Origin of the sequence: Streptomyces apocyni, assembly GCF_009739465.1 — a bacterium.
GTDB lineage: Bacteria > Actinomycetota > Actinomycetes > Streptomycetales > Streptomycetaceae > Streptomyces > Streptomyces apocyni.
This window is the reverse complement of the sequence record NZ_WHOM01000056.1, coordinates 76,359-98,696: the sequence shown is the minus strand read 5'-3', so window position 1 is coordinate 98,696 and position 22,338 is coordinate 76,359. Positions and strand designations below refer to the sequence as shown.

General features: G+C 71.6%; 22 protein-coding genes. 8 read left to right on the top strand and 14 right to left on the bottom strand.

What is annotated here, in order from left to right:
- From GCN81_RS16055 to GCN81_RS16045, 3 genes are all read right to left on the bottom strand, one after another.
- A partial coding sequence (locus GCN81_RS16055) for a reverse transcriptase-like protein (protein WP_156725297.1) occupies positions 1 to 437 on the bottom strand: 437 nt, incomplete at its 3' end.
- Positions 437 to 1,180, bottom strand: coding sequence for a zinc ribbon domain-containing protein (locus GCN81_RS16050; protein ID WP_197287667.1), 744 nt, complete (start codon positions 1,178 to 1,180; stop codon positions 437 to 439). The genes GCN81_RS16050 and GCN81_RS16055, both read right to left, overlap by 1 nt.
- Entirely contained in the window at positions 1,177 to 2,049 is an 873-nt protein-coding gene (locus tag GCN81_RS16045) for a Nif3-like dinuclear metal center hexameric protein (RefSeq protein WP_156725296.1), read from the bottom strand. The genes GCN81_RS16050 and GCN81_RS16045 overlap by 4 nt, the downstream gene beginning before the upstream one ends.
- 109 nt (positions 2,050 to 2,158) lie before the next feature.
- On the opposite strand from GCN81_RS16045, the gene GCN81_RS16040 reads away from it, so the two are divergent.
- Positions 2,159 to 2,491, top strand: coding sequence for a GPI anchored serine-threonine rich family protein (locus GCN81_RS16040; RefSeq protein WP_197287665.1), 333 nt, complete (start codon positions 2,159 to 2,161; stop codon positions 2,489 to 2,491).
- 56 nt (positions 2,492 to 2,547) lie between these two features.
- Here GCN81_RS16040 and GCN81_RS16035 read toward each other — a convergent pair whose 3' ends face one another.
- Positions 2,548 to 3,108, bottom strand: coding sequence for a rhodanese-like domain-containing protein (locus GCN81_RS16035; protein ID WP_156725294.1), 561 nt, complete (start codon positions 3,106 to 3,108; stop codon positions 2,548 to 2,550).
- Positions 3,109 to 3,251: 143 nt separating this feature from the next.
- On the opposite strand from GCN81_RS16035, the gene GCN81_RS16030 reads away from it, so the two are divergent.
- Positions 3,252 to 5,207: a PhoX family protein gene (locus tag GCN81_RS16030; RefSeq protein ID WP_156725293.1), complete on the top strand. Its 1,956-nt coding sequence runs from the start codon at positions 3,252 to 3,254 to the stop codon at positions 5,205 to 5,207.
- A gap of 61 nt (positions 5,208 to 5,268) precedes the next feature.
- On the opposite strand, the gene GCN81_RS16025 is transcribed toward GCN81_RS16030, so the two are convergent.
- The 3 genes from GCN81_RS16025 to GCN81_RS16015 are packed head-to-tail and all read right to left on the bottom strand — an operon-like array spanning position 5,269 to position 8,022.
- On the bottom strand, positions 5,269 to 6,144 hold the full coding sequence (locus tag GCN81_RS16025) for a PhzF family phenazine biosynthesis protein (RefSeq protein WP_156725292.1): 876 nt from the start codon (positions 6,142 to 6,144) through the stop codon (positions 5,269 to 5,271).
- A gap of 42 nt (positions 6,145 to 6,186) precedes the next feature.
- Positions 6,187 to 7,002: an SDR family oxidoreductase gene (locus GCN81_RS16020; RefSeq protein WP_156725291.1), complete on the bottom strand. Its 816-nt coding sequence runs from the start codon at positions 7,000 to 7,002 to the stop codon at positions 6,187 to 6,189.
- Positions 7,003 to 7,035: 33 nt separating this feature from the next.
- Positions 7,036 to 8,022 carry a Gfo/Idh/MocA family protein gene (locus tag GCN81_RS16015; RefSeq protein WP_197287664.1) on the bottom strand — a complete coding sequence of 329 codons (987 nt, stop codon included), beginning with the start codon at positions 8,020 to 8,022 and terminating at the stop codon, positions 7,036 to 7,038.
- A gap of 124 nt (positions 8,023 to 8,146) precedes the next feature.
- Here GCN81_RS16015 and GCN81_RS16010 point away from each other — a divergent pair, with 124 nt between their 5' ends.
- Both GCN81_RS16010 and GCN81_RS16005 read left to right on the top strand, forming a co-directional pair.
- Entirely contained in the window at positions 8,147 to 9,493 is a 1,347-nt protein-coding gene (locus GCN81_RS16010) for a Bcr/CflA family multidrug efflux MFS transporter (protein WP_156725290.1), read from the top strand.
- A complete protein-coding gene (locus GCN81_RS16005) occupies positions 9,490 to 10,596 on the top strand; it encodes a serine hydrolase domain-containing protein (RefSeq protein WP_156725289.1) in 1,107 nt (368 codons plus the stop codon). Before GCN81_RS16010 ends, GCN81_RS16005 begins: the two co-directional genes overlap by 4 nt.
- Here GCN81_RS16005 and GCN81_RS16000 read toward each other — a convergent pair.
- The gene (locus GCN81_RS16000) at positions 10,571 to 11,908 is read right to left on the bottom strand and encodes a hypothetical protein (RefSeq protein WP_156725288.1); all 1,338 of its coding nucleotides are present in this window, start codon (positions 11,906 to 11,908) and stop codon (positions 10,571 to 10,573) included. The two genes, GCN81_RS16005 and GCN81_RS16000, sit on opposite strands and share 26 nt — an antisense overlap.
- Positions 11,909 to 12,131: 223 nt before the next feature.
- Here GCN81_RS16000 and GCN81_RS15995 point away from each other — a divergent pair, with 223 nt between their 5' ends.
- Positions 12,132 to 13,118 (top strand): small ribosomal subunit Rsm22 family protein, encoded by a 987-nt coding sequence (locus tag GCN81_RS15995; protein ID WP_156725310.1) that lies wholly within the window; start codon positions 12,132 to 12,134, stop codon positions 13,116 to 13,118.
- An 87-nt stretch (positions 13,119 to 13,205) separates the two neighbouring features.
- On the opposite strand, the gene ddaH is transcribed toward GCN81_RS15995, so the two are convergent.
- Positions 13,206 to 14,129 (bottom strand): dimethylargininase, encoded by a 924-nt coding sequence (gene ddaH, locus GCN81_RS15990; RefSeq protein WP_407697976.1) that lies wholly within the window; start codon positions 14,127 to 14,129, stop codon positions 13,206 to 13,208.
- Between the two features lie 150 nt (positions 14,130 to 14,279).
- Here ddaH and GCN81_RS15985 point away from each other — a divergent pair, with 150 nt between their 5' ends.
- Positions 14,280 to 14,915, top strand: a complete 636-nt coding sequence (locus tag GCN81_RS15985) for a TetR/AcrR family transcriptional regulator (protein WP_156725287.1) — start codon at positions 14,280 to 14,282, stop codon at positions 14,913 to 14,915.
- Here the strand turns inward: GCN81_RS15985 and GCN81_RS15980 are convergent.
- Positions 14,902 to 15,744 (bottom strand): glycerophosphodiester phosphodiesterase, encoded by an 843-nt coding sequence (locus GCN81_RS15980; RefSeq protein ID WP_156725286.1) that lies wholly within the window; start codon positions 15,742 to 15,744, stop codon positions 14,902 to 14,904. The genes GCN81_RS15985 and GCN81_RS15980 overlap by 14 nt on opposite strands.
- 150 nt (positions 15,745 to 15,894) lie before the next feature.
- Here GCN81_RS15980 and GCN81_RS15975 point away from each other — a divergent pair, with 150 nt between their 5' ends.
- Positions 15,895 to 16,635, top strand: a complete 741-nt coding sequence (locus GCN81_RS15975; protein WP_156725285.1) for a bifunctional DNA primase/polymerase — start codon at positions 15,895 to 15,897, stop codon at positions 16,633 to 16,635.
- A gap of 52 nt (positions 16,636 to 16,687) precedes the next feature.
- Here the strand turns inward: GCN81_RS15975 and GCN81_RS15970 are convergent, their stop codons facing one another.
- Genes GCN81_RS15970 through GCN81_RS15955 form a run of 4 tightly spaced genes read right to left on the bottom strand, consistent with a single transcriptional unit; the run spans position 16,688 to position 20,728 of the window.
- A complete protein-coding gene (locus tag GCN81_RS15970) occupies positions 16,688 to 17,656 on the bottom strand; it encodes a hypothetical protein (RefSeq protein ID WP_231626757.1) in 969 nt (322 codons plus the stop codon).
- Positions 17,653 to 18,531, bottom strand: a complete 879-nt coding sequence (locus GCN81_RS15965; protein WP_407697975.1) for a heme ABC transporter ATP-binding protein — start codon at positions 18,529 to 18,531, stop codon at positions 17,653 to 17,655. The genes GCN81_RS15970 and GCN81_RS15965 overlap by 4 nt, the downstream gene beginning before the upstream one ends.
- Entirely contained in the window at positions 18,528 to 19,664 is a 1,137-nt protein-coding gene (locus GCN81_RS15960; RefSeq protein ID WP_407697974.1) for a FecCD family ABC transporter permease, read from the bottom strand. Before GCN81_RS15960 ends, GCN81_RS15965 begins: the two co-directional genes overlap by 4 nt.
- On the bottom strand, positions 19,661 to 20,728 hold the full coding sequence (locus GCN81_RS15955; RefSeq protein WP_231626756.1) for a heme/hemin ABC transporter substrate-binding protein: 1,068 nt from the start codon (positions 20,726 to 20,728) through the stop codon (positions 19,661 to 19,663). The genes GCN81_RS15960 and GCN81_RS15955 overlap by 4 nt, the downstream gene beginning before the upstream one ends.
- Positions 20,729 to 20,844: 116 nt before the next feature.
- Between GCN81_RS15955 and GCN81_RS15950 the strand changes: the two genes are divergently transcribed.
- On the top strand, positions 20,845 to 22,308 hold the full coding sequence (locus GCN81_RS15950) for an HtaA domain-containing protein (protein WP_156725283.1): 1,464 nt from the start codon (positions 20,845 to 20,847) through the stop codon (positions 22,306 to 22,308).
- Positions 22,309 to 22,338: the final 30 nt, after the last annotated feature.

Here is a 22,338-nt window from a genome sequence, read left to right as displayed (position 1 = left end):
GTGCTCGCCGACGGCGACCACTGCTTGCCCCGCTTGCCCGCGTCCATCGCCTCGTTGGCCAGCCGGTCCGCGTGCTTGTTCTCCCCACGCGGAATCCACTGGTACGTCACCTGCGCGGGGGAAAAGACCCGCGCGGCCTCGGCGGCCAGTGGCTTCATGTCCGGGTGCTTGATCTTCCAGCGGCCCGACATCTGCTCGACGACCAGCTTGGAGTCCATCCGGACGTGGATCTCAGCCTCGGGGTCGAGGGCCTTCGCCGCCTTCAGACCGGCGACCAGGCCCTTGTACTCGGCGACGTTGTTCGTGGCGACCCCGATGTACTCGGCGGCCTCGGCCAGCGCCTCACCCGACACCGGGTCGATGACGACAGCGCCATAGCCCGCGGGCCCCGGGTTGCCCCGGGACCCGCCGTCCGCCTCGACGATGAACTTCCGCATTACAGGCCGGACTCCGACGTACGGACCAGAATGCGGCGGCAGTTCTCGCAGCGCAGCACCGCGTCCCGGGCCGCGGCCTTGACCTCGTTGACCTCGGTGATGTTCAGCTCCAGCTGGCAGCCCTCGCAGCGCCGCTGGTAGAGGCGGGCCGCGCCGACGCCGCCCTGCTGCTCGCGGAGCTTCTCGTACAGCTTCAGCAGGTCGGCCGGGACCGAACCCGCGACGACCTCGCGCTCCTTGGTGACCGCGGCGGCCTCACCGTCCAGCTCCTGGTACGCGGCCGTCCTGCGCTCCGTCGCGCTGTCGATCTTCGACTGGACGGAGGAGACCCGCTCGGTCAGCTCGGAGACCCGCTCCTGCGCGGACTCGCGGCGCTCCATGATCTCGAGCACCACGTCCTCCAGGTTGCCCTGGCGCTTGGCGAGCGAGGTGATCTCGTGCTGCAGGTTCTCCAGGTCCTTGGGCGAGGTGATCGCGCCGGAGTCCAGCCGCTGCTGGTCGCGGGCCGCGCGCTGCCGCACCTGGTCCACGTCCTGCTCCGCCTTGGTCTGCTCGCGGGCGCAGTCGCTTTCCTCGGTCTGCGCGGCCACCAGCAGGTCGCGCAGCTGGGTGAGGTCCTTGTTCAGCGACTCGATCTCGGCGTGCTCGGGCAGCGACTCGCGCTTGTGCGCGAGCTGCGACAGACGGACGTCGAGGGCCTGGACGTCGAGAAGTCGGATCTGGTCGGCGGGCTCGGCGTTCAGTTGGGGGCTCCAGATGAAGAAGAAGGGGAAGAGGACACAGTAAAGGTGGACGCGGCGTGGGCGGTCCAGGGGTCGGTGGCCGTCGTCGACACATGGACCCGCAGGTCCCAGGCGTGCCGGTCGGAGATCTCGTCGAGCTGCGCGGCGGCCTGCTCGCACCAGGGCCACTCGGTGGCCCAGTGGGCGGCGTCGAGCAGCGCCAGCGGGGAGTGCTGGGTCGCCTCGGAGGCCGGGTGGTGGCGCAGGTCCGCGGTCAGGAACGCGTCCACGCCCGCCGCCCGTACGGCGCCGAAGAGGCTGTCGCCCGAGCCGCCGCTGACCGCGACCGTACGGATCAGGGCGTCCGGGTCGCCCGCGGCGCGGATGCCCTGCGCGGTGGCGGGCAGCCGCTTCGCCGCGTACGTGGCCAGCTCCCGCAGCGGCAGCGGGTGGTCGAGCTCGCAGATCCGGCCGAGGCCTCGGCGGCCGTTCGGGTCCGAGGTGTCGGGGACGAGCGGGCCGACGATCCGCAGGTCAAGGGCGCCCGCGAGAGCGTCGGACACGCCGGGGTCGGCGGTGTCGGCGTTGGTGTGGGCGACGTGCAGCGCGATGTCGTTCTTGATCAGGTCGTGGACGACACGGCCCTTGAAGTGTGAGGCCGCGACGGTCGTCGTACCGCGCAGATAGAGCGGGTGGTGGGTGACCAGCAGATCGGCACTGAGCCGTACCGCCTCGTCGACGATCTCCTGGACCGGGTCGACGGCGAACAGCACACGGGAGACCTGGGCGTCCGGATCTCCGCAGACCGTCCCGACGGCGTCCCATTCCTCGGCCCGCTCGGGGGGCCACAGGGCATCTAGCGCGGCGATGACTTCAGACAGGCGGGGCACGCAGGCAAGGCTACCGCCAGATGGGGCGGCTGCCGGAATCGCTTCCTGGCCCGCCGGGGGGTGGACGCTCGCCGCGCGGGCGGTACCCGGGTGCGCCTACCGTGGACGCATGACCGAGCCCGCGCCCGTACAGGTCCTGAGCCCCGCCGCGGGGGACGCCTGGCGGGTCGGCCAGGATGTGTGCGTCACCTGGCGGCTCACCGGGACGACCGGGGCCACCGGGACGACCGGGGCCACCGGGCACCCCTGCGACATCGTCCTCGTGCGTGGGGAGGGCGCCCAGCTCGAAGGGGTCGCCGAGCTGGCGGTCGGCGTGGACCCTGGCGATCTGTCGACATGGGTGACCGTGCCCGACGTACCGCTGGGCGACGACTACGCGGTGGCGCTCACATCGAGCGAGCCGATGACCGTGTACAGCGGGCGGCTGACGATCGTCCGCTGACGTGCGTCGACCTGCGCTGACGTGCGTCGACCCATGCTGACGTGCGCCGACGTCCGTCAGCCGCGCAGGGCGCGCCGGGCCGAGTCGAGTGCGCTGGCGTCCGGACGGTTGAGGGGGAGCTTGCCGAGGACGCGTGCGAGGCCGCAGGTGTTGCTGAGCCCTGAGTAGACCAGCCCCGCGGCCACCCCGGCGGACAGCAGCCGGGCGCGCGGTGCGCGCCGTCCGAGCGCCAGCCCGAGCAGCACCAGCGACCCGGCGGTGAAGCGCACTTGGCGGTCCATGGCCCACACGGCGCGCTCGGGGTGCGGAGCGGTGGCGACGGGAAGCCCGGTGGCCCGCCACGCGTCGGTTCCGCCCGCCAGGGTGCGGGCCCGTACGCCCGCGAAGGTCAGCCGCTCGCGTGCGATGCCCGCGCGCTGGCCGGTGGCGCAGACGACGACCAGTTCGCATGCCGTGGCGGCCGTACGCAGCTCGGGCAGCAGTGCGTCCAGGCTCTCCAGCGGCACGCAGATCGCGCCGGGTACATGGCCGGTGGCGTACTCACCGGGGGTGCGGACGTCGACGACGACCGTCTTGGCGGTGTCGCGGGCGTCGAGTTCGGCGGGGGTGAACGTCATGGCTGGTGCTCTCCGGATGTGCCGTGGGGGTGTCGCGCGTAGATCCGCCGACCTAGTATCGCCGGACCGTAACTTCTGAGCTACTGTCAGGCGCCTCAGAGGGGCCGGACAGTTGGGTGCATTCTCGACACTGAGGACGGGACATGACTGCTGATCCTTCCGCGCTCCCCGTGGCCGACCCCGACGACGTGAGCTCGAACACCTCCGGAAACCGGCCGTTCAAGGACGTGGTGGCGACGCGGATGTCGCGTCGTGCCGCGCTGCGTGGCGGCACCGCGGCCGCCGTCGGGTTCATGGCGCTCGGAGCGACCCAGGCGGCCGCGGCGGCGGAGCCCGGCAAGGCGGCCGCTGGCCGTGGACCCCATCACGGGGGCGGCCACAGACCGCTGCTCGGCTTCAAGCCGGTCCCCCTCCATGACGTCGATCAGCTGACCGTCCCCGAGGGCTACGAGGCGCAGGTGCTCATCCCGTGGGGCACCCCGATCCGGCCGGGCGGCCCGCAGTGGCACAAGGACGCCTCCAACACCGCCGCCGAGCAGGCCCAGCAGCTCGGCATGAACCACGACGGTATGCACTTCTTCCCGCTGGGGCACGGCAGAAGAGGCAGCCAGCGCGGCATGCTCGTGCTCAACCACGAGTACGTGGACCAGGCGCTGCTCTTCCCCGACGGCCCCGCCGACATGACGCCCGAGAAGGTGGAAAAGGCGCTCGCCGCCCATGGCGTCAGCATCGTCGAGGTCGCGAGGAAGGCGGACGGTTCCTGGGAACGCGTCGCCTCCCGCCGGGCCCGCAAGGTGCATGGCGCGACCCCGGTCACCTTCTCCGGTCCTGTCCCCGCGCACCACCCCGAGCTCCAGGCCAACAACCCGCCCATGGGCACGCTCAACAACTGCTCGATGGGCGTCACCCCCTGGGGGACGTATCTGGCCTGCGAGGAGAACTGGAACTCCTACTTCGGCACCGAGGACGCCTCCTGGCAGCCCACCGAGGCGCAGGCCCGGTACGGCCTGAACACGTTCGGCTTCGGCTACCGCTGGCACCTCGCCAGCCCGCGCTGGGACGTGGCCGTCAACGGCAAGGAGGCCAATCGTTTCGGCTGGGTTGTCGAGATCGACCCGATGAACCCCCGGCACACCCCCGTCAAGCGCACCGCCCTGGGCCGGATCAAGCACGAGGGCTGCGTCACCACCGAGTGCCGTGGCCGGGTCGTCGGCTACATGGGCGATGACCAGAACGGCGACTACATCTACAAGTTCGTCGGCAGGCGGCCGTGGCGCAGCTACCGGCGTGGCCAGAGCCCCCTCGACGACGGCACGCTCTACGTCGCCCGCTTCGACGACGACGGCAAGGGCTGCTGGCTGCCGCTGGTGTTCGGCAAGGGCCCGCTGACGGCCGCAGGAGGCTGGAAGGACCAGGCCGACGTCCTGCTCCGTACCCGCGAGGCGGCGGACGCCCTCGGCGCGACCCCGATGGACCGTCCGGAATGGCTCGCCGTCAACCCGAAGAACAAGGACGTCTACTGCACCCTCACCAACGGCAGCGGCGAGGGCGGCGCGGCCAACCCTCGTACCCCCAACCCGTACGGGCACATCATCCGCTGGCGGGAGAACGGCGGGGACAACACGGCCACCGCCTTCTGCTGGGACATCTTCCAGCTCGCCGGTGACCCGGCGTACGACGACGCGGTCGACCTGACCGAGGAGACCATGTTCGGCTCGCCCGACGGCCTCTGGTTCGACGCCGACGCCCGGCTGTGGATCCAGACCGACATCTCCAACTCCGCGCAGAACCTGCCGCAGAAGGGATACGACCGGCTCGGCAACAACGCCATGCTGGCCGCTGACCCGAGGACCGGCGAGATCCGCCGCTTCCTGGTCGGGCCGCGCGGCTGTGAGATCACCGGTGTGGTCACCACACCGGACCAGCGGACGATGTTCGTCAACATCCAGCATCCGGGCGAGGCCACCGTCGCCTGGGGCGCGCCGACCCCGGAGAATCCGCGGGCGGTCAGCAACTGGCCGGACTACGACCCCGATGGCCGTCCGCGCTCGGCCACCGTGGTGATCCGCAGGACGGACGGCGGGAAGATCGGCGCCTGAGCCCTGGAGAGCGTGGCCCCCGCCGCCCGAGTGGATTCGGGAGGCGGGGGCCACGCGCGTGTCAGGCGCTGATCGGCACGGCCGTACCCGAGACATGGACCCGCGGGTCGCCCGCCCGCAGCGTCACCGTCAGCTCGCCCGGGCGCCCCATGTCCTCGCCCTGGTGCAGCGTGAGCACCGCCTCTTCCTTCGCCAGGCCGAGTTCGCGCGCGTACGCCCCGAACGCGGCCGCGGCGGCACCGGTGGCCGGGTCCTCGACCACGCCGCCCACCGGGAACGGGTCACGGACGTGGAACACGGACTCCGAGGCCCGGTACACCAGTTGCAGGGTGGTCAGGTTCAGCCGCCGCATCAACGCCTCAAGGCGGTCGAAGTCGTACGACAGGTCCGCCAGCCGCTCCCGGGTACCCGCCGCGATGACCAGGTGGCTGGCGCCCGCGAACGCGATGCGCGGCGGCAGCGCCGGGTCCAGGTCGGCGGCGGGCCAGTCCAGGGCGGCCAGCGCCTCGGTGAGGTCGGCGTCGTCGACCGGCTTGACCTGGGGTTCGACGCTGCTCAGCGTGGCCCGCAGCGCGCCGTTCACCTCGGCGACGGTCACCGGGACGGTCCCGGCCGGGGTCGCGAAGAGGTAGTCGCCGGGTCCGCCCGCGTGCTCGGCCAGCGCCACCGATGTGGCCACGGTGGCGTGCCCGCAGAAGGAGACCTCCGCCTTCGGGCTGAAGAACCGCAGCGTGTACGCGCGGCCGGTTTGGCCGCCCAGCCCCTCGGGCGGCGCCGTGAGGAACGCCGACTCGCTGTAGCCGAGTTCGGCCGCGATACCGAGCATCGCCGCGTCGTCGAGCCCGGACGCGTCCAGGACGACTCCGGCGGGGTTGCCGCCGTCCGGGTCGCTGGAGAAGGCGGTGTAGCGCAGGATCTCGGTGCTGTTCTGTGTCATGCCCGCACCTAACCATGGTGCTGGCTCACGCATTCCCTGACGTCAGCCCCGCCCGATGTACGGCATGTTGGTGGCCATCACGGTCGCGAACTGCACGTTGGCCTCCAGCGGCAGTTCCGCCATGTGCCGTACGGTGCGCGCCACATCGGCCACGTCCATCACCGGCTCCACGGCCAGCTGACCGTTCGCCTGGAGGATGCCCTGCCGCATCCGCTCGGTCATGTCGGTGGCGGCGTTGCCGATGTCGATCTGGCTGGCGGCGATGCGGTACGGGCGACCGTCCAGGGACAGGGACTTCGTCAGGCCCGTCATGGCGTGCTTGGTCGCGGTGTACGCGACCGACTGCGGGCGCGGCACATGGGCGGAGATCGAACCGTTGTTGATGATCCGCCCGCCCTGCGGGTCCTGGTTCTTCATCTGCCGGAACGCGGCCTGGGCGCAGAGGAAGGCGCCGTTGAGGTTGGTGTCGACGACGTGCCGCCACGCGTCGTAGTCGAGGTCCTCCAGCGGTACACCGCCGGGGCCGAACGTGCCCGCGTTGTTGAAGAGCAGGTCAAGGTGGCCGAATCGTTCACGCGCGGTGGCGAAGAGGGCGGCCACCTCGTCCTGCCGCACCACGTCGGTGCGTACGCAGCACACCTCACCGGCACCGGCACCGGCACCGGTACCGGCACTGGCGTCGGCACCGGCTTCGGCGGCCGCGGCTTTCGCCAGGGCCGCGGACTCCTCCAGCGTCTCGACGCGGCGCCCGGCGAGAGCCAGCGACCAGCCGCCGCGCGCCAGCTCCACCGCGACCGCCCGGCCGATACCGGAGCCCGCTCCCGTCACTACCGCCGTCTTCGTCCGCAGATCACTCATGAGCCGCAGCGTACCCACCTGGCGGTTACCGCCCTACCCTTCGCCCGGGTAGCGCACCCCGATCCGCTCCCGGACCGCGTCCAGGGTGCGCATGACCGCGAGCGTGCTCTCCCACGGGACCATCGGCGACTGGGTCTCCCCCGCGCGCAGGCAGCGCATCACCTCGGCCGCCTCGTGCCGGAGGGAGTCGCGGGGGCCCTCGCCGGTGAACACCTCCGGCTCGTGGCCAGGCCGGTGCAGGACGAGGCGGTCAGGGAAGAAGAAGCCGTCCGGGAGGTCGAGCCGGCCCTTGGTGCCGGTCACCGAGGCGGAAACCGGAGTCCCGCCTTCTATAGAGCAGTGCAACACGGCGTGAGCACCGCTCTCCCAAGAGAGCAGCATTCCCGTTTGGAGATCGATGCTCTCTTCCGAGAGCGTCGCACTCGCCGCCACGGCGGACGGCTCCCCGAGCAGGAGCTGAGCGAACGACACCGGATAGACCCCCAGGTCGAGCAGCGCACCCCCGCCCTGCGCCGGGTCCCGCAGACGGTGCCCCTGGGCGAACGGACCCGCGAGCCCGAAGTCCGCGTGAACCGTGCGGACGTCCCCGATCGCGCCGCCGCGCACCAGCGCGGTCAGCCGCCGGATCAGCGGATGGCAGTACATCCACATCGCTTCCATCAGGAAGCGGTCGTGCCGCTCGGCCAGTGCGATCAGCTCCGCCGCCTCCCGCGCGTTGAGCGTGAACGCCTTCTCGCACAGGACCGCGCGCCCTGCCTCCAGACACATTCCGGCCGCCACCCGGTGCGTCGAGTGCGGAGTGGCGACGTACACCACATCCACGGCGTCATCTGCCGCGAGCGCGGCCCAGTCGCCGTACGCCCGCTCGATCCCGAACCGCCCGGCGAACGCCCCCGCCGCCCGCTCGGTACGCGAGCCGACCGCCACGACCTGGGCATCCTCGCCCATCGTCAGCAACTCCGCCGTGAACCGCTCGGCGATCCAGCCGGTCCCCAGCACACCCCACCGCACCTGCCCCATACCTGTTCCCCACCTGTCCCTTGATCGGGTTCGCCGGTCCTGCGGCCGCACTCGAACATATGGTCTCGGCCACCGTGGTCAAGCTGAGAACATAGGGGCAGACGTGACCCACAGGGGAGGGCTAATGCCGAAGCGCGGCAAACAGGGAACAGCCGTGCCTACGGCGCCTTCGACCACCCCGGCCGTCACCGCCGCCGCCCGGCGCCGTACCGCCCGGACCGGCCTGCTCGTCACCCTGGTGCTCGGTGGCCTGACCGCTATGCCGCCGCTCTCCATGGACATGTATCTCCCGGCCCTGCCGGAAGTCACCCGCTCGCTGAGCGCGCCCGCCGCGACCGTGCAGCTCACGCTCACCGCCTGCCTCGCGGGGATGGCGCTCGGCCAGCTCGTCGTCGGTCCGATGAGTGACAAGTGGGGGCGCCGTCGCCCGCTTCTGGCCGGACTGCTCATCTACATACTCGCCACCGCGATCTGCGCCTTCGCCCCCACCGTCGAACTGCTCATCGGCTTCCGGCTGCTTCAGGGCCTGGCGGGCTCGGCCGGGATCGTCATCGCTCGCGCGGTCGTCCGCGACCTCTACGACGGCATGGAGATGGCCAGATTCTTCTCCACGCTGATGCTCATATCCGGCGTCGCGCCCATCATCGCGCCGCTGATCGGCGGCCAGGTCCTGCGCGTCACCGACTGGCGCGGCGTCTTCTACGTCCTCACCGGGATCGGCATCGCGCTGACCGTCCTGGTCTGGCGCAAGCTGCCGGAGACCCTGGCGCCCGAAGCCCGGCAGGACGGCGGTGTCGGCGCGGCGCTGCGCACCATGCGCGGACTGCTCTCGGACCGGGTCTTCACCGGCTACACGCTGGCCGGTGGCTTCGCGTTCGCCGCGCTCTTCGCGTATATCTCCGCCTCGCCGTTCGTGATCCAGGAGATCTACGGGGCGTCGCCGCAGACCTTCTCGCTGCTCTTCGGCATCAACTCGGTCGGGCTGATCGTGGCCGGGCAGATCAACGGCAAGGTACTGGTCGGCCGGGTCAGTCTGGACAAGGTGCTCGGCGCGGGGCTCGCGGTGACCACCCTCGCCGCCACCGCGCTGCTGCTGATGGCCAGCGGGGTCTTCGGTGACGTCGGGCTGGTCCCGATGGCGACCGGGCTGTTCTTCCTGATGTCGGCGATGGGCCTGACGCTGCCCAACACCAACGCCCTGGCCCTGATGCGTACCCCGCACGCCGCTGGCTCCGCCTCCGCGCTGATCGGCAGCTCGTCCTTCCTGGTCGGCGCGATCGCCTCGCCGCTCGTCGGGATCGCGGGCGAGGGGACGGCCGTGCCGATGGCGGTGGTGCAGCTGACGAGCGCGCTGGTGGCCGTGGGCTGTTTTGTGGGACTGTGCCGACCTTGGAGCGGAAAGGCGAGCGCGAGCGCGACCGCGACCGCGAAGGTCACGACGGACACTGAGACGGAGGGAGCGGAGCGCTGAGAGCGGCACGACTGCGCAACGGACCCCCGAGCAGGGCCGGACTCGACCCCGAGGAGCTGCGACTGCTCGCGCGGGAGGTGAGCCGACTGCCGGATCACTGGTGCGCGGGCGCCGTCGTCATCGCCGGGCGCGGCCCGGTGATCGCCGTCGAGGAGGCGGTCGGCTGGGCGGTGCGCTACCGGTCCCACGACGAGGAGCTGCCCGAGCACCGCCGGGTGCCGATGGCCACCGGCACCCCCTTCGACCTGGCGTCCCTGACCAAGCTGTTCACCACGGTCGCAGCCGTCCAGCAGGTGGAGCGCGGCAGCCTGGAGCTCGACGCGGGCATCGGCAGGTACGTCCCCGACTTCACGGCCGCCGCCGAGTACGGCCTCACCCTGCGCCAGCTGCTCACCCACACCTCCGGGCTACGGCCCGAACTCCCGCTGTACGACCTCCCGGACCACACCGCCCGCCTCGCGGCGCTGCGCGCCGAGCGGCCGATCGCCGCACCCGGCGCGGGCTACCGCTACTCGGACCTGAACATGCTGCTGGTCCAGCAGGTCCTGGAGCAGGTCACCGGGCAGCGCCTGGACCAGCTCGTACGGGAGGGGATCACCCGGCCGCTGGGCATGCGGCACACCGGCTTCGGCCCCTGCGCGTTCGCCGCCGCCACCGAGGACCAGCGCAGGCCCTGGGCGAAGCTGGACCGTGGCATGGTGCGGGGCACCGTGCACGACGAGAACGCCTTCGCGCTCGGCGGGGTCGCCGGGCACGCCGGGCTGTTCTCGACCGCCCGTGACCTGGCGGTGTTCTGCCGGACCCTGCTGAACGGCGGCACCTACGGCACGGCGCGGATACTCGGCGCCGACCATGTCGACCTCATGCTGCGCGCGCCCGGCCTCGGCTTCCGGGTCGACGAGCCGTGGCTGATGGGCGAGCTGGCGGGCCAGGGCGCGGCCGGGCACGCCGGGTTCACCGGGACCTCGCTGGTCCTGGACCGGGCCACCGATACGTACCTCATCCTGCTGGCCAACACCGTGCACCCGCGCCGGAGACCCCCGGACAGCGCGCCGCGCGCGGCGGCCGCCACCCGGCTCAGCCGCGCCGCTCGTATCCGATGAGGTGCAGCACGTCCTTGCTGTCCGTCCAGCGGAAGACGCCCACGCCGCCCTGGTCGTGACTGGGCAGCCTCAGGCCCGGGGCGAGTGCTCGGGGCTCGCCGGTGGCCAGCCGCACCTCGACCGGCGTTCCGCCGCCGGTGAGCGCGTCGGCCGCGCTACGCGCACCGGTCGCGCCGTAGGCGACGCCCTCGTCGGTGACGGTGGCCAGTGTCAGGGGTTTCGCGCCGTCGTTCTCCTCGAAGCAGTGGCCGGACTTCTCCCACAGGTCGAAGGCGAGATTTCCGGCGACGAGGTAGCGGCCGGTGGGGGAGAGCGTCAGCTCCGGGTAGCGGCCGGGCCTGATCGCGGGCCTGTGGCACTCGGTGGTGATCAGCGCCTTGCCGTTCACCGCGTCGTGCAGCGCCCACACGTCGAGCTTCGCCGCCTCCCGCTTCTCCTCCTTCTCCTTGCTGCCGGGCTTCTTGCTCCACTTGGCGAGGACATGGTCCGCCGTCACCGAGGTCGGCGTCCCGGACCCGGGCTTGGTGCCCTTGGGCGCGACCTTCCGGCCGTGCCAGGCGCCCGGCACCCAGAACTCACCGGCCCCGCTGACCAGGAGCCCCTTGCTGGTCAGGCCGCGTATCTCGGTGAGCTCGCGGCAGTTCTCGCAGCCCTTGGGGTCCTTGAGGTCGGAGCGCTCGACCGGGGTGGTGTCACCGCTGCGAGGGTCGACGAGTGCCGCTCGGGTGGTGCCTTGGCCGATCAGGACGGCGGGGCCAGAGCCGGTCACGCTGGGCGTGCTGGGCCAGGGCAGCTCGACGCGCCGCAGGGAGCCGTCGGCCGCGTCGTACATGTCGAGGGACAGGATCTTGCTGGTCTCGCTCAGCGGGTCGTTGTCGCCGCCGTCGGACTTGCCGTACGACCAGGTGACGAAGTACTGGCGGCGGTCCTTGGTGAGCGCGAACAGCTTGGGGAAGACCCGGGACGGATCGCCGAGCGGCTTCCAGGGCGCGCTGCTCCAGAGCCGCTCGCCGGTCCTGGTGTCCACCGTGCGCAACCGGAAGCGCCGCTCGTCGACCCGCTCCACATAGGCGAGCCGGCCCGCGCCCTGGGCCAGGGTGTTCTCCCGGGCGAGGCCGGATATCTCCCAGCCGCGCTTGGGGTCGTACGCGGCCGGGATGTCGAGCCGGGTCGCCGGGCCTTGGCTGGTCGGCGCGGCCTTCTTCGTCTGGGCGCTGGACGGGGTGGCGTCGTCCTCGTCGGCCGCGCCACCGGCGAAGGCGGCGAGACCGAGCAGCAGCGCCAGGACGACCACACCAGCGACGAGCGTCACGCGCACAATCCTCTGTCTCACTGGTCCCCCCAGGAGCATGACAGTCGGTGGTCACCGGTGGCTTTCTGTGTCCATCGGCGGTCGCCAGCGTAGCAACGCCCCCTGACAACGCAGCAGTTCTCAGACGCCCCAGGTGATGGCACAGGTGGCGCCATAGGTGACGGCACCGGTCGTCGCGGGCCGTGCCGCGCTGACCACCTAGAATTTCCGGGTGAACGTCCCCATGACCCCCGCCGCCCCGGCGGAGACCCTCCGCGCCGCCCTCGCCGGGCTGCTCGCCGGGCTGCCGCCGAAGCAGGCGGCGCAGGCCGTCGAGCGGCTGATCGCCAACTACCGGGGGCGCACCCCGACCGACGCGCCGGTGCTGCGCGACCGCTCGGACGTCGCCGCGTACGCCGCGTACCGGATGCCCGCGACCTTCGAGGCGGTGCGCTCCGCCCTTGCCGCTTTCGCGGAGGCGGTGCCCGAGGGGTGGGAGCCGTCCAGCCATGTCGATGTGGGTGGGGGCACGGGCGCGGCTACCTGGGCGGTGAGCGCGACGTGGGAGTCCGCGCGCCCGGTGACGGTGCTGGACTGGGCGGAGCCCGCGCTCGCGCTGGGCCGTGAACTGGCGGCGGCGAACCCGCTGCTGAGCGAGGTGCTGTGGCAGCGCTCACGGATCGGAGCGGCGCTCTCGATTCCGAGCGCTGATCTCGTCACGGTGTCGTATGTGCTCGGCGAGCTGACCGCGGCCGACCGCGGTTCGGTGGTCGCCGAGGCGGCCCGCGCCGGTCAGGCCGTGGTGATCGTCGAACCCGGCACCCCCGAGGGCTACGCGCGCGTCCTTCAGGCGCGGGACCAGCTCATCGCGGCCGGGCTGCGGATCGCCGCACCCTGCCCGCATGACGCGGGGTGCCCGATCGTGCCGGGCCAGGACTGGTGCCACTTCTCCGCCCGGGTCAGCCGGTCCTCGCTGCACCGGCAGGTCAAGGGCGGCTCACTCCCGTACGAGGACGAGAAGTTCAGCTACGTCGCCGCCACGCAGGGCGAGGTGAGCCCGGTCCAGGCGCGGGTCGTACGCAAGCCGCAGATCCGCAAGGGCCAGGTGCTCCTGGACCTCTGTACCCGTGAACCAGGCCTGACCCGCGACACGGTCACCAAGCGCCACGGCCCCCTGTACCGGGCGGCGCGGGACGCCGAGTGGGGCGACGGGTGGAGCCGGACGGACTGAGGAGCCGGACGGACTGAGACGCCGGACGGGCTGCGAGGCCGGACGGACTGAGGCCTCAGCCCGTCCGGCGTCGGGTCCCGCGACCGGCTAACTCCCCTCCGCCCCGCGCAGCTCCTGGGTGCAGCACTTCACGCTGCCCCCGCCCTTCAGCAGCTCTCCGAGATCCATGCCCATCGGCACGTAGCCACGCGCCCGCAGCGGCTCGAACAACCCCAACGCGGCCTGCGGCAGCAGCACATGGCGGCCGTCCGACACCGCGTTCAGGCCCAGCGCCTCCGCGTCCGCGCGCGTGGCGATCAGCGCGTCAGGGAACAGCCGCGCCAGCACCGCCTGGCTCCCGGGGGAGAACGCGCCCGGGTAGTACATGATGTCGTCCCGCGCGTCGTCGAGCACGGCCAGCGCCGTATCCAGGTGGTAGAAGCGGGGGTTGACCAGGTCAAGCCCGATCACCGGGCGGCCGAAGAACTCCTGCGCCTCGCCATGCGAGAGCGGACTGGCCCGAAAGCCCCGCCCGGCCAGAATCCAGGACGAGGTGACGGCGAAGTCGCCCTCACCCTCGTTGATATGCGCCGGTACGTGGATGTCGGTGTAGCCGTGGGTGTGGAACCAGTCCAGGTGTTCCTCGGCCTCGGGCGCCCGCTCGCGATACGCGAAGCGCGCCCCGAGCACCCGGCCGTCGAGCACGGTCGCGCCGTTCGCGGCGAACACCATGTCGGGCAGTTCGGGGCGGGGACGCAGCTCGTGGACGGTGTGCCCGAGCGAGCGGTAGCGGTCCCTGAGGTCCTCCCACTGCGTGACGGCGAGGGGGACGTCCACGGGTTTCGCGGGGTCCATCCAGGGGTTGATGGAGTACGTGACCTTGAAATGTGCCGGTGGGCACATCAGATAGCGCCGGGGTGTGGCGTGACGTGGCAAGGAAGGGCTCCTCACGGTCGGCTGAGTGCTGCTGATCGCTGCTGAGTGCTGCTGAGTTGCTGCTGAGTGTGCTGCGGTGTGTCCTGTGCTGCCCATGGTGCGGTGTGCGGAGCCGTTGTGGGATGGGACGAACGGGTTGTTTACGCGCGGCGGGGCGGGAGTTCAGCACGCGACGTCGCACAGTTCGCTCACCGTACGACTTTCAAGACGATACGTATCGCCTCAGCGCGCTGCTACATTCGACCTATGGCCACCAAGACCGCTCCCGACCAGAACCGCCGCAGCGAACGCTCCCGCCGCGCCATCTACGACGCGGCCCTCTCCCTCGTCGGGGAGGTGGGCTACCCCAAGACGACCATCGAGGCGATCGCCGCCCGCGCGGGCGTCGGCAAGCAGACGATCTACCGCTGGTGGTCATCGAAGGCGGAGGTGCTGCTCGAAGCCTTCCTCGACCTGGGCGAGCAGGCCGCCGACGCCGCCGCCGAAGCGGCCGGGAAGGAGCCGGGCCAGGCCTACGCGATCCCGGACACCGGCGACCTCGAAGCCGACCTGAAGTACGTCCTGCGGGCCACCGTCGACGAACTCCTCGACCCCAGGTACGCCGCCCCGTCGCGCGCGCTGGCCGCCGAGGGCATCGTCAACCGTGAGCTGGGCGCCCGCTTCGTGGAGCAGCTCCTGGAGCCGTCGCTCCAGCTCTACGTACAGCGGCTGCGCGCCGCCCAGGACGCCGGAGACGTACGCGCCGACGTCGATCTGCGCATCGGCCTCGAGCTCTTCGTCTCACCGCTCGCGCAGCGCTGGCTCCAGGGCACCGGACCGCTCTCGCACGACTACGCCGACCGGGTGGTCGAGTACGCGCTGTACGGGCTCATCCCGCGCTAGCCGGAGTGCGGGCGAGCAGCCCCGGGCTGTCGGTGAGTACGCCGTCGCAGCCGAGCCGCAGGACCCGGTCGAGCTCCTTCGGGGTGTTCACGGTGTGCGCCCACACCCGCCCTATGCCGGAGCGCACGGCGCGCAGCAGATCCTTGTCCCTGGCCTCATGGTTCACGTCGAGAATGTCCACGAAGTCCCGCCACTGACGGGGATCGTCGTCGCGCAGTTGCCTGGCGGAGCGCCATAGCTGGGCGATCAGGCCCAGCTCGTGCGCCTGCCGGGCGACCGCGGGTTCGTTGGAGTTCACGAAGACGCTGCGGGTGAGGCCGCGCGCCCGCAGCTTCTCGGCCAGGACCGGCAGGCTGGCGGGGTCCTTGGCCTCCAGCATCAGCAGCACCCGGCCGCCGAGCCGGTCGAGCACCTCGTCCACCGTCGGCGGGCGCTCCGCGCGCCAGCGGCCCGGCAAGGCGGGGTCGGGGCGTAGCCGGACCCGCTCCCAGTCCTCGCGGGTCAGGTCCCGCACCGGCCCGGTCTCGTTGGTCGTACGGTCCAGGGTCCGGTCGTGCAGCGCCACCAGGGTGCCGTCCCGCAGCATCCGGAAGTCCACGTCGAGGACCTGGGCGGTCCCGCGCAGATAGGTGGCCATCAGCCCCGACATGCTGTTCTCCGGTACCTCGAGCGCCCCGCCACGGTGGGCCGTGTAGGTGACGGAGGAGGAGAGGGAGTCGACGGTCAACGGGCTGCCGCGCCATTCCAGGGGAGTGGGGGCTCCGCCCGATCCCGCCGGTCCCGTGAGAGTCATCGCCATGAGCATGACGGACACGGTGGAGGTGACCATGGCGACCAAGCTAGGGGGACGAATGGGGTTATGCCAGACAAAGGCACCCGGTGACTGGCATCACCCCAGGTACCCCGGATGTGGACTCCGGCCACCCGGGGAGCAGGATGGTGGCACCATGGACGGAACGAGGGCGAGATGAGGGGTTAAATGGGCGCGGAGTTCGACCGACCGGCTGGTGGACAAGGCAGGCTTTCCCAATGGCTGCGAGGCCGCCGCCCACAGGCCGCCGTCGCCGCCGCGGCATCGGCCCGGGAGACCCAGCTGCTGGCCGCCGCCGGAGCCGGACTGCCGCTCGCGCCCGCCGCCTACCCGTCCGGATATCGCTGCTCCTGTGACCGCGTCGGCTGCCCCACGCCCGCGCGACATCCCGTCTCCTTCGCCTGGCAGACGCAGTCCACCACGGACGCCGCCCAGGTCGAGCGCTGGGCGAAACACCAGCCCCAGGCCAACTTCATCACCGCGACCGGCATGGTCCACGACGTACTCGACGTACCCGTGGAGGCCGGTCGCAGTGCGTTGGAGCGGCTGCTCCAAGCGGGCGTCGAGGTCGGCCCGGTAGCGGAGGCCTCCGCACCGGACGCCCACGGGCGGATGCTCTTCTTCACCCTCACCCGGGGCACGCCAGCGGACGAGGACGAGTGGTGGCCCTGCGAGCTGGACTGCCACCCCGAGACGATGGACGAGCATCCCGGGCTGCGCTGGCACTGCCGGGGCTCCTATGTGCTGGTGCCACCGGCCCAGCTGCCCGACGGGCAGCGGGTGAGCTGGGTACGCGGCCCCGAGCATCCGCTACCGGAGCCGCTGACCCTTCTGGAGACGCTCACCGACGCCTGCGCCCGCTTCGTGGGCAACTCCGAGCCGGTGGCCGCCTGGCCGCCGCGCGGCTGAGAGCGGGTAGCCCCGACGGCGGGCCCGCGTCGCTGTCCCGCCCTTGGTCGCGTTACTCGCCCTTGGCGCCGGTGGTGCCCTGGATGCGGTTCAGGACCGTCACCTCCGTGGTGTCGGCGGTCTTCGCCGGAACCCGCACGATCTGGTTCGAGGTGTACTCCGTGGTGACGGAGCGCTTGGCCTCGCCGGTCATCAGTGCCTTCAGGTCGGGCGGGACGCTCAGCCGCACGCCTTGCGCGGCGGTCCGCTTCTCGTAGTGGCGGCTGGCGAAGAACACCACCGCGCCCCCGTCCTTGGTGCGCAGCCCCCGTGGGGCGAACCCCTCATCGGACAGCGGCTGGTCGACCCACTGCGTGGACATACCGGGACGGCTGGAGTTCTTCTCGCGCGCCGCACGCCACACGGTGGTGTTCTTGCCCGGGGCGAAGCCGTCGCCGCCGTCCTTCAGATACGTGGTGTACCTGCGGCTCAGTGACTCGGGGGCCGCGGCGAACTCCGTGGAGTCCGGCGCGACCGGCTCCGCCCAGCCGTCGTCGTCCGTCGTGAACTCGGGCACCCGGTCGGTGCCCAGGATCGTCAGATACGAGGCCTGCCACAGCTGGTCCGGGCCGCCACGGGTGAAGATCAGGAACCAGCGGGTGCGCTCACCGCGGTTGCTCTTGGTATCGGCAACGAACCACCGGGGCCACCCGGCCTGCTGGGGTATCGCGAACTTCGCGTCGGTCAGCTCCAGCGGCGAGTGCCCTGGGTTGCCGTCCGGGTTGTTCTTCTGCTTGGCCCGCAGACCGGCCTGGTTGATGGCGCCGAGCGGCCCGGTCACCCGCCCCGCGGAGAGCGCCGGATCGTACGCCTTGTCCGCCTTGTTGTAGGCGGTCGTGAAGTCCTCCAGGGCCTGGGCGGCCTCTTCCTCGGTCGCCGTCGGAACGATCGCTCGCTCCCCGTGCACCGTCACACAGCCACTCGCCAACGCGGCCAGCGCCAACACCGCCGCCACCCTGGTCAGCCGACTCACCTTGCTCATGGTTCGCCTTCTGTCTCGCCCTGCCTGATGCACGGACGCACCTTACCGTCGCGCACCGGCACGACCAGCGGAGCCCCTGTGCGAGGGTGCGGCAGCACCTCCACCGGCTGGCGGTACACGCGGCTGAGCAGCTCGCCGTCCAGGACGTCGGCGGGTACGCCGTCGGCGGCGATCCGGCCCTCATGCAGTACGGCGACCCGGTCCGCGTACGCCGCCGCGAGACCCAGATCGTGCAGGACGACCACGACCGCGTCCCCCGCGGCCGCCCGCTCCCGGCAGACCCCCAACACCAGTTCCTGGTGGCGTAGATCGAGCGCGGCGGTCGGCTCGTCGAGCAGCAGCAGGGGTGCTCGCTGAGCCAGTACGCGGGCCAGCGCGACCCGGGCCCGTTCGCCCCCGGACAGCGCCGAGAACGGCCGTGCGGCGAACTCGGTGACCTCCGCCCTGGCCATCGCCTCGGCCACCACCGGGTCGTCCTCGTCCTCACGCGGCGTCCCGGCCCAGGGCGCCCGGCCCATCCGTACCACCTCCTCGACCGCGAACGGGAAGGAGAGCGTGGCGGACTGCGGCAACATCGCCCGCCGCAGCGCGAGTTCGGCCGCCGTCCAGGCGTCGGCGGGGCGGCCACAGATACGTACCGCCCCATCCGACGCCGGAAGGTCGGCCGCGATCGCCGCCAGGAGCGTGGACTTACCCGCGCCGTTGGGCCCCACCAGAGCCAGCACCTCACCGGCACGCGCGGCCAGCGACACCCCCGCCAGCACCTCACGCGCACCCAGCCGCACCCGCAGCCCGTCCGCCTCCGCCACCGTCTCACCCGGCGCGACGGCCTCCGGAAGCTCCCGCGCGCGCACCGCGAACCACGACCTGATCACGCCCAACCTCCTTGCCTGCGGCGGGTCCTGCGCAGCAGCCAGAAGAAGAACGGGCTGCCGAACAGCGCGGTCAGCACCCCGAGCGGCAGCTCGGCGGGCTGCGCCACCGTACGGGCCGCCAGATCCGCCCCGACCAGGACCACCGCACCGCCGAGCGCGCTGCCCGGCACCAGGAAGCGGTGTCCGGGACCCGCCGCCATCCGCAGCAGATGCGGTACGAGCAGCCCGACGAAGGCGATGATCCCGGCGACCGCCACCGCGGCGGCGGTGAGCAGCGCGACCACCAGGACCAGCGTGATCCGTAGCCGCTCCACGTCGACGCCCAGGTGGCGGGCGGGCCGCTCGCCGAGCGCCAGCAGGTCCAACTTCCGCGCGTGCAGCGGCGCGACGGCCAGACCCGCGAGCGCGCACGGCAGCACCGCCAGCACCTTCGGCCAGGTGGCCTGGGAGAGCGAGCCAAGCTGCCAGAAGGTGATCTGGGTGAGCTGCGCGTTGTCGGCGAAGAAGATGAACAGGCCGATCAGGGCGCCCGCGAAGGCGTTCACCGCGATACCGGTGAGGATCAGCGTGACGACCTCGGTACGGCCACCCGAGCGGGACAGCGAGTAGACGAGCAGCACCGTCGCGAGTCCGGCGACGAACGCGCAGCACGTCACCGTCCAGTTGCCGAGAAAGTTCAGCCCGAACGCGATCGCCGCCACCGCGCCGACCGCCGCGCCCGCCGAGATGCCGATCACTCCCGGCTCGGCGAGCGGATTGCCGAACACGCCCTGCATCAGCGCGCCCGCACAGCCGAGCGACGCCCCGACCAGCAGCGCGAGCGTCACGCGCGGCAGCCGTACGTTCCACAACACGCTCTCGGCGACCCGGTCGAGCGAGTACCCGCCGAGGCCGACGCGGTGCTGTACGGAGCTGAGGACGTCGCCGAGCGGGATCGGGTAGGCGCCGAATCCGGCCGAGAGCAGGCAGAGCAGCGCGAGTGCGGCGATGAGGCCGAGGGTCAGCAGGGCGGCGGTACCGCGCCGTTGGGGCGTGACGGCGAGGACGGATGCCTTCGTGGACGCTTTCGTGGGCGCCTTCGCGGATGCCTTGGGTGCCTTGTGTGGCTTGCGCGGCTTGGACAGCAACGTCACTTCTGGTCCCCGTACAGCTGCTCCACCAGCGATTCCAACGCCTGGTCGGTACGCGGCCCGTAGTTCAGCAGCACCCCGTCGTCCACCGCCACCACGCGGCGGTCCAGGCCAGCCGGGGTCTGAGCGACGCCCGGGATCTTCACCAGGCCGTCGACGCCGTCCACCGACTCCAGGCCCTTGCTCATCACCAGGATCGCGTCCGGTGCCGCCTTGGCGAGTGCCTCGCTGGTGATGGGCGTGAAGTCCTTCTTCAGTCCTGACGCCTTGCCCGCGTCGACCGCGCCCGCCGCCTCAAGCAGCGAACTGGCCCCGGAGTCACGGCCGCCGAGCAGATACACGGAAGCCGTACCGCGCAGATACAGGAACGCGACCCGCGGCTTGTCCCGGCCGTCCTCGCCCGCCGGAATGTCCTTCTGTACGGCGGCGACGCGTTCTTCGGTACGGAGCCTGAGCTCGTCGCCCGCCTGGTCGACGCCCAGCGTGTGGGCCACGGCGTCGATCCGGGTGCCGACGTCGTCGAGGCTCTTGGCCGGGTCCAGGACGACCAGTGCGATGCCCGCGTCGCGGATCTGGTCGATCGCCTCGGCGGGCCCGGTGGTGGTCTCGGCGAGTACGACGGTGGGCTTCAGGGACAGCACGCTCTCGGCCGAGACGTCATGCGCGCGGGTCACCACCGGGAGTTTCGCCGCCTGTTCGAAGGTGGCGGTGATATCGCGGGCGACGACGTTGTCGCCGAGGCCCAGGGTGAAGACGATCTCGTTCAGCGCGCCGGTGAGCGGCACGATCCGGTCGGCCGACGTCACGGTGACCCGCTGGCCGTCCGCCGACTCGACGGTGACCGGCAGCTTGGGCTTCGGCGTCGTCTTCAGCGGCTCCACTCGGTCCGGCACGGTCCTCGCCTTGGCGGCCGCCGCTGAACCGTCCTCGCCGTCACCGCCACCGCTGCCACTGCCGCTGGTGCTGCTGCATCCGGCGAGGGTGAGGCAGAGGACGGCGAGCAGGGCGCTGGCCGCCCTGAAGGGGCGGAGTCGGTGGAGCGGGCGGAGTGAAGGGGCCGTTGCCACTGTGAATTCCACCGTCCTGTCGTGCGGTTGGTGCGCGGGGGTTCCGCGCGGAGCCGAGCATAGTTTAGGTTAGCCTTACCTTATTAACTAGGCCTCGGACGTGTGAAGGATGACCCATGCTGTCGTGGACAAGCGCCGCCCGCGCCACTGCCATGGCGGGCCTCACGGCTCTCGTGGCGGTCCTGCTCCCGGCGGCCACCGCCCAGGCCCAGGACCGTACGGTGCAGGGCGGCAGGCTCGACTGGGGCATCAAGTCCTCCTTCCAGAGCTATGTCACCGGCCCGGTCGCGCAGGGCAGATCGACCCTCCAGGGCGGGGCCGCCACGGTCGGCGGCACCCAGTTCCGCTTCCACTCGGCCAGCGGTACGTATGACCCGGCCAACGGGTCGCTGCGGGCCGCGTTCTCCGGGGGAGTGCGCTTCACCGGGCACACCAAGCCCGACGGCTCACACGAACTGGACCTGACGGTCAGCCGCCCCACGGTCAGAATCGCCGGGGGCTCCGGCACCCTCTACGCCGACATGGCCAGCAAGGACAAGGGGAGCGGAAAGGTCACCTCAACCGCGGAGGTGCCGCTCGCCTCGCTCAGCCTCTCCGGCGTCGACATGCGCGGCGGCACCGGACCAATCGCCCTCAATAACCTCCCCGCCACCCTCACCGCACAGGGCGCGAAGGCGTTCGCGGGCTATTACGCGGCCGGTACGGCGCTCGACCCGGTGAGCCTGTCGGTGGATCTGGCCGCGGCACCCACGGCGACCAAGGACCCGGCCAAGGACCCGGCCGATGAGCGGACCGAGGAGCCAACCAAGGAGCCGTCGACCAAACCGTCCAAGAAGGCCGAAGCGGGCCGCATCGAGGACGCCGCAGTCGACTGGGGCGTACGCCGCACCTTCCGTGAGTACGTCACCGGCGCCATCGCCCAGGGCAAGTGGACCCTGTCCGGCGGCGCCCAGGACGGCGGCGCGCTCTTCCGCTTCCCGAAGGGGTCGGGCACGTACGACGCGAAGAAGCGGACCCTGGACGCGGACTTCACCGGAAGCGTCCGCTTCACCGGCGCGCACGATCTCGATCTCGCGCTGAGCAAGGTCGCCGTCACGGTCGAGGACGGCAAGGGCTCGCTCTCCGCGGACGTCGCCAGCGCGGACTTCACCCAGCGGAAGACCCCGCTGATCACCTTCACGGTCAAGGACAGCGACCTCGCGCCCCAGGACGGCCTGGTGACGGTGACGGAGGCCCCGGCCAAGCTCACCGCCGACGGCGCGAAGGCCTTCGGCTCGATGTACAAGGCGGGCACCGAGATGGACCCTGTCTCGCTCGCCATCGCCCTCACCAAGGACGCCGAACTCCCGGCCCTGCCCGACCTGGGCTCGTCGGCGGCCCCGACCACCGCGACTCCCGACCCAACCGCGACCGCGACCCCGACGGCGACCGATGCCACCACACCGGCCGCCAGCTCGTCTTCCTCATCGCCCGCGGTGCCGCTCGGTATCGGGGCCGGGGTGCTGCTCGCCGCCGCCGCGGCGGTCGCGTTCGCGGTCGTACGCAAGCGGCGTACGGCGCCGTCCCCCGACCACCCGTAAACGACCCGACCGACCACCCACGCCTGACCA

What these genes read in the sequence shown, in the direction of transcription:
- GCN81_RS16040 (WP_197287665.1), top strand. Translation starts at nt 2,159, where the DNA reads ATGACCGAGCCCGCGCCCGTACAGGTCCTGAGCCCCGCCGCGGGGGAC.
- GCN81_RS16035 (WP_156725294.1), bottom strand. Translation starts at nt 3,108, where the DNA reads ATGACGTTCACCCCCGCCGAACTCGACGCCCGCGACACCGCCAAGACG.
- GCN81_RS16030 (WP_156725293.1), top strand. Translation starts at nt 3,252, where the DNA reads ATGACTGCTGATCCTTCCGCGCTCCCCGTGGCCGACCCCGACGACGTG.
- GCN81_RS16025 (WP_156725292.1), bottom strand. Translation starts at nt 6,144, where the DNA reads ATGACACAGAACAGCACCGAGATCCTGCGCTACACCGCCTTCTCCAGC.
- GCN81_RS16020 (WP_156725291.1), bottom strand. Translation starts at nt 7,002, where the DNA reads ATGAGTGATCTGCGGACGAAGACGGCGGTAGTGACGGGAGCGGGCTCC.
- GCN81_RS16015 (WP_197287664.1), bottom strand. Translation starts at nt 8,022, where the DNA reads ATGGGGCAGGTGCGGTGGGGTGTGCTGGGGACCGGCTGGATCGCCGAG.
- GCN81_RS16010 (WP_156725290.1), top strand. Translation starts at nt 8,147, where the DNA reads ATGCCGAAGCGCGGCAAACAGGGAACAGCCGTGCCTACGGCGCCTTCG.
- GCN81_RS15995 (WP_156725310.1), top strand. Translation starts at nt 12,132, where the DNA reads ATGACCCCCGCCGCCCCGGCGGAGACCCTCCGCGCCGCCCTCGCCGGG.
- ddaH (WP_407697976.1), bottom strand. Translation starts at nt 14,129, where the DNA reads ATGGGCAGCACAGGACACACCGCAGCACACTCAGCAGCAACTCAGCAG.
- GCN81_RS15985 (WP_156725287.1), top strand. Translation starts at nt 14,280, where the DNA reads ATGGCCACCAAGACCGCTCCCGACCAGAACCGCCGCAGCGAACGCTCC.
- GCN81_RS15980 (WP_156725286.1), bottom strand. Translation starts at nt 15,744, where the DNA reads ATGGTCACCTCCACCGTGTCCGTCATGCTCATGGCGATGACTCTCACG.
- GCN81_RS15975 (WP_156725285.1), top strand. Translation starts at nt 15,895, where the DNA reads ATGGGCGCGGAGTTCGACCGACCGGCTGGTGGACAAGGCAGGCTTTCC.
- GCN81_RS15970 (WP_231626757.1), bottom strand. Translation starts at nt 17,656, where the DNA reads ATGAGCAAGGTGAGTCGGCTGACCAGGGTGGCGGCGGTGTTGGCGCTG.
- GCN81_RS15950 (WP_156725283.1), top strand. Translation starts at nt 20,845, where the DNA reads ATGCTGTCGTGGACAAGCGCCGCCCGCGCCACTGCCATGGCGGGCCTC.